This window comes from Bartonella sp. WD12.1 (assembly GCF_002022415.1).
Taxonomy (GTDB): domain Bacteria; phylum Pseudomonadota; class Alphaproteobacteria; order Rhizobiales; family Rhizobiaceae; genus Bartonella.
Map to the genome: position 1 here is coordinate 40,363 of NZ_MUBG01000003.1, position 9,191 is coordinate 49,553.

Genomic DNA, 9,191 nt, shown 5'->3' on the forward strand with positions numbered 1-9,191 from the left:
AATGAAGCAAATTATATTTTCTTTTTTTCTCAGCATTGTGGTCAGCTTTTTTTTAAATAATATGAGCTATGCTAGTATCTCTCCTGTACGCGCACCTAATGACAATAGAATTCGCTTTGTCAATTATGATGCCTACAATGTAACAAAAATCATTGGATCTATACGTTCATCTGTACAAATAGAATTTTCCCCTAATGAAGAAATTGCACATGTCGCTATTGGAAATAGCATTGCATGGGAAGTGGCGCCGGCTGGAAACATTATCTTTCTTAAACCACGAGAAGTTCAGCCTATTACAAATCTACAAGTCATAACAACACGGCGTGATGGGTCAAAACGGTCTTATCAATTTGAATTGATGGTTAAAAATGGGGAAATTTCATCTGAAAATGAAACATATTTCCTTGTAAAATTTCGCTATCCTGAGGATGAAGCAGCACAAAGACAAATTGAAGCACAACTTAAAAAGGATAGAAAACAAGCGCTACAGGTAGATGAAGTCTTTGGTGCTTACGAACAACATGGACCAAGAAATTGGGCTTATTCAGCTCAAGGAACAGTTATTCTTGAACCAACATCAGTTTATGATAATGGCAAAACAACCACATTTACTTTTTCTGATAATCAAGAAATTCCCGCTATTTATATCGTTGGAAGTGATGGTAAAGAATCCCTCATTCCTAAAACAACAAAAGGCAATATGGTCATTGTGCATGCTATTAGTCACCAATTCATTTTAAGACATGGGGCAAATGTTTTATGTATTTTTAATGAAGCCTATCAGCCTAAAGGAAGCGATCCAGAAACAGGTACAACCTCACCATTTGTTGAACGTAAAATCGTTACAGATCTTCAAGGGGAAAAGTGAAAGGAATAAATACGTGAGTGACAACAATGATGAGATAATCGCTGAGGATCGCGGAAAAATTGATGATAATCAAAATAGTATATCAAGCGAAACAAGAAAAAAAGTAATTATAGGACTCGCCTTTTTAGGGTTTGGCGCCTACATGCTTTGGAATATATTATCAACCTCATCAACACAAGATGATATAGAAAAAGAGCCTAAAAAAGAAGTACAAAGCTTTAATACTTCACTCACTCCTTTAGAATTAGCTCCTCCTGAACCAAAACCGCAAATTGGTCAAATTACATTACCAGCACCAACACCACCAACCGAAGATATTAAAGATGATCCATTATTTGATGCAGCAAGACGTGCACCAGTTTTAGCTTTTGCTAGTGAGGCTCATTCCCAAAACAATAAAACAAAAAGAAACAATCTTTCTGAAATAACTGAAATCTTTAATAAGGATTCTCAAAATTTCTCTGCTCTTTTAAAGCCCACAAAAACAGAAGAAACAAAAGCAGGATTACTAGGCAATAGAAATTTTATTATTGCAATGGGAACATCCATTCCATGTATATTAGAAACAGCAATAAGCAGTGATCAGCCAGGTTTTACAAGTTGTGTTATTAATCGTGATATTTTATCTGATAATGGCCGCGTTGTTCTTCTTGATAAAGGAACACAAATCGTTGGTGAATATCGAGGTGGATTAAAAAAAGGACAGCACAGACTTTTTGTTCTTTGGACAAGAGCAAAAACACCCAATGGAGTTATTGTTACTCTCGCATCACCAGCCACTGACAATTTAGGAAGATCTGGTTTTGATGGTACCATTAATACCCATTGGTGGGAACGCTTCGGATCAGCATTGTTACTTTCTATCGTTGATAATACCTCAGCAAACTTATCAGGTCAAATAAGTGATAACATCCAAATCGCTGGCACAAACAACCTTGGTAAAGACGCAGCTAGCATTGCACTTGAAAATCAAATTAATATACCTCCTACCTTAGAAAAAAATCAGGGTGAATTAGTAAATATCTTTGTAGCAAGAGACTTGGATTTTTCGTCAGTTTACAAGTTAGCCGTAACAGAAAAAGAGAACAAAGTCTTTACGCGCTCTGCTCCAAGCAATTTCTTTCTCCATTCTCCATATCGGTAAAAGTAAACCATCATGACAGCAACGAAAAATGCAGAACGAGCCTCTGTTGTTTTAACAAAGTTGAAGTTATTAAATGACTACTTAAATGATGAAAGTTTATTTGAAATTGTTATCAATCGTCCTGGCGAGATCATGGTTGAGAGTCAAAATGGTTGGAAAACACATAAACTTGAAGAACTGACATATAGTGAATTGGAAGGCATAGCAAAGGTTGTTGCTGCTTACACAACTCAAAAAATCAGTGTAGAAAATCCAATCCTCTCAGCAACACTACCTAATAATGAACGCATACAAATTGTAATGCCTCCTGCAGCTGCACCAAATACTATCAGTATGACAATTCGTAAGCCTTCCTCACGAACTTTTTCTCTTGAAAGTTTGCATGAAAAAGGTTTGTTTTCTGTCACTAAAAATGTCAGTTTTACCCCATCTGAACAAATGGCTGAACGGTTAGGTGAGCTTTCCGATAGCGAACAAGAGTTAACGAAATTATTCATTGCTAAAGATTTTATCAGTTTTTTAGAAAAGGCTGTTATTGCACAACAAAATATTTTGATATCTGGTAAAACAGGATCAGGGAAAACAACACTCTCTAAAGCTCTAATTGCAAAAATTCCTGAAGATGAACGAATTTTAACTATTGAAGATACTCCCGAGCTTGTCGTTCCTCATCCAAACAAAGTGCAATTATTTTATTCAAAAGATAATCAAGGATTGGCAAGAGTTGGGGTTAAAGAATTGCTTGAATCTGGATTGCGTATGCGACCAGACAGAATTCTCTTACAGGAATTGCGTGATGGGACAGCTTTTTACTATATCCGCAATGTCAATTCTGGGCATCCAGGATCAATCACAACTGTTCATGCTTCATCCACTCTAGCAGCCTTTGAACAAATGACACTTCTTGTCAAGGAAAGTGATGGGGGAAGCGATTTGGCACGCGAAGACATCCGTGGTTTATTGATTTCTATGATCGATATCATTATTCAATGCAAACGTTTAGAAGGCAAATTCCGTGTAACAGAAATTTATTATGATCCTTTTAAACGTCGAGATGTTTTCTAAAAAACTTAATCTACTAAAATAGCTACATTGATAGAGCTTTTTTAAGTGCACGGTTGACGGCATCAGGTTCATTTTCAATGACAGTAAGTAATATGCGAGAAGAAGCATCTATAGAATATCGTCCTTGTTCCCAATCGCGAATACGTCCTACAGAAAAACCATACCGTGCTGCAAATTGCGTTTGTGTTAAATCAACATTTTTCCTGATTTTTTTCACATCAATGTTTGAAGGAATATGGATACCAAACTTTGTAGTATCTGCTTCACCTTTTGCATAAGCAAGAGCTTCACGAGCACCTTGTAATATACGTGATCCTACTTTATTTACCTTATCCATTACATCTCTCTCCTATATTCGTTTAAGAGTGCAGTTAAAATTTTCTTCAGTTCATTTCTCTCTGCCTTTGTTAAATTTCCTTGAGATGACTTACTATAAATATCTAAAAGAAATACGGGGATATCTTGACCACTAAAAAAGGTAATAATTCTATATCCACCACTTTTACCTTTCTGTTTAGAATGATATCCAATAATTCATCAGATAATATACCTTCCTCTTTTGCAGAGGTCAGATAAGCTATTGTTTCAATTACTGTCTGCATACTTTAAATGTGCGGGTAACCCGTACTTGTATCAAGCAATAATATAGTTACAATTACCTTATAATTCCTTTTGAAACCGTACGTGTTATTGCAAGATTGTTTAGCTCTTGTATATGTCTTTGTTGTAGAAATTTTATTGCCGTTTGAAGTTCATTGACAAGCTTCTTATCATAAGGCTGTTTTGAGGCTATTTCTTTTGATAAGTTAAAATCTCGCTTATAAATCATATCTTCTCCAAAACGCCTATTTAAAGCACTTTCAAGCTGCAAAAATTCTTTATTAATGTTCTCTGGTATCTTGGAATAATTATTACGGCTAACTTCAACATTTTTCATATAAGCAATAGCTTCTTGAGAGAGAGAAGGCACCTCAACTTTTAATTGCTCACGTTCACGTGTAAGCCTATCCATATGCTTCTCATAGGAGTTTTTATAAAATGATTGAAGTTCTCTAATTGTAGAAACTGCAAGAGGAACATTATAAAGTGCAGCTTTTCGTTCTTTTCCTGCTGATCTTAGTTTGTCTATTAAACGATCTGATCCACGTAGTTCACCAGCTCTATCAGGTGTTTTAGCTAAAATATCAGGTAATTTATCCCCCTTGCCTGCTAAAATCGTTTTTTCAATCTTAAGTGCTGCTGCTTGGGGATTTTTATAGATAGTCTTCAAATGATCGTTTAATTCTTTAAAAGTATCAACGTAAGATTTTTCATTCCTAAGAGCGTTTTGCGCTTTTTGTTCTAAATTAGAAGTATCTGTATAAGAAGAAAGGTACGGTGCTGGTCGTATTGATTGTGTCGTAATCTTTTCATTTGTATCAATGTAAGAAGAAACTCGTTCACCAACACCTTGAGAAACATCAATTCTTCTATTTGCAGTAAATTCAGTGAGGTTCTTACGGATTAGTGCAGACATTAAATCAGAATTACCATAATATGATTCAATTGACGCACGCGTTATTTCCTGTCGCTCTACACGATCCCAATCAATATAATAACCAGCTTCACGAGCAAGTTGCCAAATAAATTCACGTAGAGTACGTCCATTACCTTCTCGAAACGGGTGCAACACATTCAACTCACCCATGTAATATCCAGCTCTCTGGCTAAATTCATTAGCGTCAAGACCGCGTAGATGTTGTTCTCTTGCAAGCTGTTGTGTAATCTGCGGTGCGTAACTCTCAATCTGAGTATAATGGGCAAATCTACTATTACCTTTGGCAATATCCACTACACGGATCTTTCCTGCCCATTCATAGACGTCACCAAACAGCTTTTTGTGGATTTCTTTCATGTGATCTAGATCGAACTTACCGCTAATAGAAGTACGTCTAAATTCAAGAGCCCTTACACAAGTAAAGGCAGTTTCTACACGTTCCAGTCTGGCTTGGTCTTTAATTCCAAGCAGGTTATACATAACACCAGTCTCTGAATCAGTATAAGGATCGTTGCTCCCTTCATATTTCACCACGTTTTATCCGTTCCATCAAATCTTTGATGACATCACTTGTTTCAAGCTCTCCGATAGCAACACGCTCCATTTGTGCAACGACTTGTGGATCTGGCTCCAAACCTTCTAAACGGTGACTTGCCAATACATCTCTAACATCACGACGACGCTCTTCAATCTCTTCCTCGCTTAACATATTAAATCTCCTTCAATTGCCTATTATTATAGCAAAATAGGACTATAACAACAACGTTTTAATGCTTTAACTTTTACTTTTTTACCTTATAATTCCTTTTGAAACCGTACGTGTTATTGCAAGATTGTTTAGCTCTTGTATATGTCTTTGTTGTAGAAATTTTATTGCCGTTTGAAGTTCATTGACAAGCTTCTTATCATAAGGCTGCTTTGAGGCTATTTCTTTCGATAAGTTAAAATCTCGCTTATAAATCATATCTTCTCCAAAACGCCTGTTTAAAGCACTTTCAAGCTGCAAAAATTCTTTATTAATGTTCTCTGGTATCTTGGAATAATTATTACGGCCAACTTCAACATTTTTCATATAAGCAATAGCTTCTTGAGAGAGAGAAGGCACCTCAACTTTTAATTGCTCACGTTCACGTGTAAGCCTATCCATATGCTTCTCATAGGAGTTTTTATAAAATGATTGAAGTTCTCTAATTGTAGAAACTGCAAGAGGAACATTATAAAGTGCAGCTTTTCGTTCTTTTCCTGCTGACCTTAGTTTGTCTATTAAACGATCTGATCCACGCAGTTCACCAGCTCTATCAGGTGTTTTAGCTAAAATATCAGGTAACTTATCCCCCTTCCCTGCTAAAATCGTTTTTTCAATCTTAAGTGCTGCTGCTTGAGGATCTTTGTAAATAGACATCAAACGGTCGTTTAATTCTTTAAAAGTATCAACGTAAGATTTTTCATTTCTAAGAGCGTTTTGCGCTTCTTGTTCTAAATTAGAAGTATCTGTATAAGAAGAAAGGTACGGTGCTGGTCGTATTGATTGTGAAGCTATATTAAAATCTTTTTGTGATTGCTCAATCTTGATACCTTCTTTTTGAAGTTTAGCAAAACTTGCTTTTGCTCTATCCCAAAGCCTTTCAATCTTTTCTCTCTGTTTTTGCAACCATTCTTTATTTGTCTCAATATAAGAGAAAACTCGTTCACCAAAACTTTGAGAAACATCAATCCCTCTATTTGCCGTAAATTTAGCAATATAATCTCGATAATCAGGGGATTCAGAAAAATCGAGGGTTGTTGTTTTGACGCCAGATCTCGAAAAAGCCGCTACTAATTTTTCATATGTATTTGCACAATCAAATTGATTGACACCACCAGCTAAAGAAGGGTCACCGCGTTCTATTAAATCAACATTAAAAATATTCTTTTTGATTTCTTTATTGTTAACAACAATAGTTTCTTTGTCTTGACGAAGAGATATCTTATCACCAAACTCAATACGAGCGCCATCTATAGCAAAAGGCAGATTCACACCATAAACACGTTCAATTCCACGTGAAGTTGCGATATCAGCATAAGGTGTTTTGATTTTTGCATTTTCATTAAAAGAAGTATACCCTGTTTCTACAAGTTCACCAATTATTGTACCTTTAATCTGCCTGTGTTCATGTAATCTCACATTTTTAAAATCCTGCTCTGCTACATAAAGATGTGATTGATATCTGTGTCGAGACATAGAAACATATGCAAGATGTTGATCCATAAATGATGAGGCTAAAACAAAAACATTATCAACTGTCACTCCCTGACTCTTATGAATGGTAGCCGCATATCCGTGATCAACATTTTGATAAGTCTGATTGGAGAAAACAACCTCTTGGCCAGAATCAAGACGCACCTTTAAAAGTGGTTTTCCTGTTTTATTTTGCGTAGACAAAACAGTGCCTAACATACCATTTTTAACTTTTTGCTCTCCTAATTCTGGTGCATATCTTTCCTTAAACTGAGCATTTTCAAGAAAAATAATCCGGTCACCAACAACAAATTCCCGTTGTCCTTTCATAGTATCAAAGTTTGTTGTGCTCGCTATATCTTCTGATTTGAGTAAACGAGCATTTTTAAGTGCTGTTCGAATTTTTTCGTTTAATTTTTTTACGGCCGCATTTGTATGTGCAAGAACAAGAAGTTCATCACCCCTTAAAGATTTCCCTTCTTCTACATATTTTGTTTCTACCTTCTTTCGTGTATCCATCCAATCTTTAACAATAGTATTTATTGCTTGTTCACGCGTTTTAGTTTGGTGAATGAATCCCCTATTTTTATAGTTATCTAAAGCTTCTTTTACTTGACCACGCGCAAATTGTCTTGACGCTTCCTGTCCCCATTCTTCTTTTTGTCTTCTTATGCCGGACAATTCAACATAGCCAATATTATCAACAACAGCACGAAATGCTGCTCCAGCTTCAATTGGTTGTAACTGCATATTATCGCCAACAAGAACTATTTTAGCACCAGCTTTTTTAACTTTTTGAACAAAATAGGAAAGCTGCTTTGAAGAAATCATCCCAGCTTCATCAATGACAAAGACATCACCAACCCGTAGTTCATCTTTTTTATTTTTCCACGCTAGCTCCCAAGCGGCAAGAGTTTTACTTTTTATTTTTGAGGATTCTTCAAGACTTTCTGCAGCTTTACCCGCAAGAGCCGCACCAAATACACGTCGACTACCATTAGTCCAAGCAATATTTGCCGCTTCTAATAAAGTTGATTTTCCAGCACCAGCATAACCAACAATCGCTGCAATACCTTTATCACCTGTAATATGCTGTACTGCTAACTTTTGTTCTTCTGAAAACTTGAATCTATTGCCGCGATCTTTATTCTCAACAAACTTTATTGCATCTAAAACTTTCTTACTTTTAAGACCATGTCCTGTTGTTTGAAACAAAGAAACGACGTCACGTTCCATATTATATTCAGTTTTTATAATTTCTTTTGTTGAGTAAATAATTTTATTAGGATGAGAATGATCTTTAATTTTAATAAGATTGTCACTTTGCTCTAAACGCACCATAATATCATTAAACTCATTTGCATCATCAACATATCGATTAATGATTTTAGCAAGGTCTATACGACTAAATGTTGATTTTTCAAATGAAATTAACTTCAGTACTTCATCAGGATTTTTTTTAATTATCTCTACAGATTTTTGTTTTATTTTTTCATTAGCTTGCACTGCATTACTAAGCAGTCCCCTTTTTTTCATCGCATTTGCAGACTGTCCTAAATGAATAGTTGGTTCTATAGATAACCCCCTATCTTTATATGATCGCATATCCACTTTCATATCATAACCAGACATTACTAAATGCTTTGTTGCGATTTCACCCCATGAATTACGCAAATCCTTAATTGCATCTTTATAACCTATGACATTTTCATAAACTACACGTTCTTCTCTTTTTATCGCATTTCCTTCCTTGTCATGAATCGTAACAAAAGATTTTTTCACTGTTCCATCATCATTTAAAACAGCTATTTTTTTTGACCCAAGCCCATGTTCTGCAACAGGACGTAAAGTATGCATTATATGAACATGTGGATTTCCTTCACTATTGTGGTAAACCCAATCAGAAATAAGACCTCGTGATGTAAAGTTTTTATTTATAAATTCTTGTACAAGGGAAATATTTTGTTTTTTAGATAATTCTAATGGTAATGCAATAACAACTTCTCTTGCTAACTGCCCATTTACACGCTCGTTATTTTGAACATAATTCCATAACCATTCACTTTTTTCTTCGTTTTTATTGAGATATTTTAATGGTTCTGCAAGCCATTTCGGTGAATTTTTAGGAAAGTTAATTTCTGAATAGACGAGATCTTTTTCTTTATTATATTTGTGCGTACTCGATCCTTCTAATTCATCAAACATTCTCGTTCTATGACGATACGCTGCAGCTGCAACTGCTGATCTTCCGGAACTGATAATTTTAGCTGATAAATGCGCTATTGCCATAAGGTAAAATTCTTTTAAACGATAATATTTTTTATAAAAAAATTCTTAGCATGAAACGTTTAAAAATAAA

The 9,191-nt window shown here is 35.3% G+C and carries 8 protein-coding genes; 3 read left to right on the top strand and 5 right to left on the bottom strand.

Translation table 11 applies throughout. The features are described 5' to 3' along the window. Position 1 precedes the first annotated feature (1 nt). The 3 genes from virB9 to virB11 are packed head-to-tail and all read left to right on the top strand — an operon-like array spanning position 2 to position 3,077. Positions 2-868: a P-type conjugative transfer protein VirB9 gene (gene virB9, locus BWD121_RS08165; RefSeq protein WP_078664154.1), complete on the top strand. Its 867-nt coding sequence runs from the start codon at positions 2-4 to the stop codon at positions 866-868. Between the two features lie 13 nt (positions 869-881). Next, positions 882-2,012 carry a type IV secretion system protein VirB10 gene (gene virB10, locus BWD121_RS08170; RefSeq protein ID WP_078664155.1) on the top strand — a complete coding sequence of 377 codons (1,131 nt, stop codon included), beginning with the start codon at positions 882-884 and terminating at the stop codon, positions 2,010-2,012. Between the two features lie 12 nt (positions 2,013-2,024). After that, a complete protein-coding gene (gene virB11, locus BWD121_RS08175; protein ID WP_078664156.1) occupies positions 2,025-3,077 on the top strand; it encodes a P-type DNA transfer ATPase VirB11 in 1,053 nt (350 codons plus the stop codon). A gap of 22 nt (positions 3,078-3,099) precedes the next feature. Here virB11 and BWD121_RS08180 read toward each other — a convergent pair whose 3' ends face one another. The 5 genes from BWD121_RS08180 to traA all read right to left on the bottom strand — a co-directional run bounded on the left by BWD121_RS08180 (position 3,100) and on the right by traA (position 9,121). Beyond that, a complete protein-coding gene (locus tag BWD121_RS08180; protein WP_078664157.1) occupies positions 3,100-3,414 on the bottom strand; it encodes a helix-turn-helix domain-containing protein in 315 nt (104 codons plus the stop codon). Then, on the bottom strand, positions 3,414-3,611 hold the full coding sequence (locus BWD121_RS08705; protein ID WP_346418178.1) for a type II toxin-antitoxin system RelE/ParE family toxin: 198 nt from the start codon (positions 3,609-3,611) through the stop codon (positions 3,414-3,416). The genes BWD121_RS08180 and BWD121_RS08705 overlap by 1 nt, the downstream gene beginning before the upstream one ends. A 121-nt stretch (positions 3,612-3,732) precedes the next feature. Beyond that, positions 3,733-5,148, bottom strand: a complete 1,416-nt coding sequence (locus tag BWD121_RS08190) for a Fic family protein (RefSeq protein ID WP_143245277.1) — start codon at positions 5,146-5,148, stop codon at positions 3,733-3,735. After that, a complete protein-coding gene (locus BWD121_RS08195; RefSeq protein ID WP_010703107.1) occupies positions 5,135-5,323 on the bottom strand; it encodes an antitoxin VbhA family protein in 189 nt (62 codons plus the stop codon). Before BWD121_RS08195 ends, BWD121_RS08190 begins: the two co-directional genes overlap by 14 nt. An 81-nt stretch (positions 5,324-5,404) precedes the next feature. Beyond that, positions 5,405-9,121, bottom strand: coding sequence for a Ti-type conjugative transfer relaxase TraA (traA, locus tag BWD121_RS08200; protein WP_078664158.1), 3,717 nt, complete (start codon positions 9,119-9,121; stop codon positions 5,405-5,407). Between the last annotated feature and the right edge of the window lie 70 nt (positions 9,122-9,191).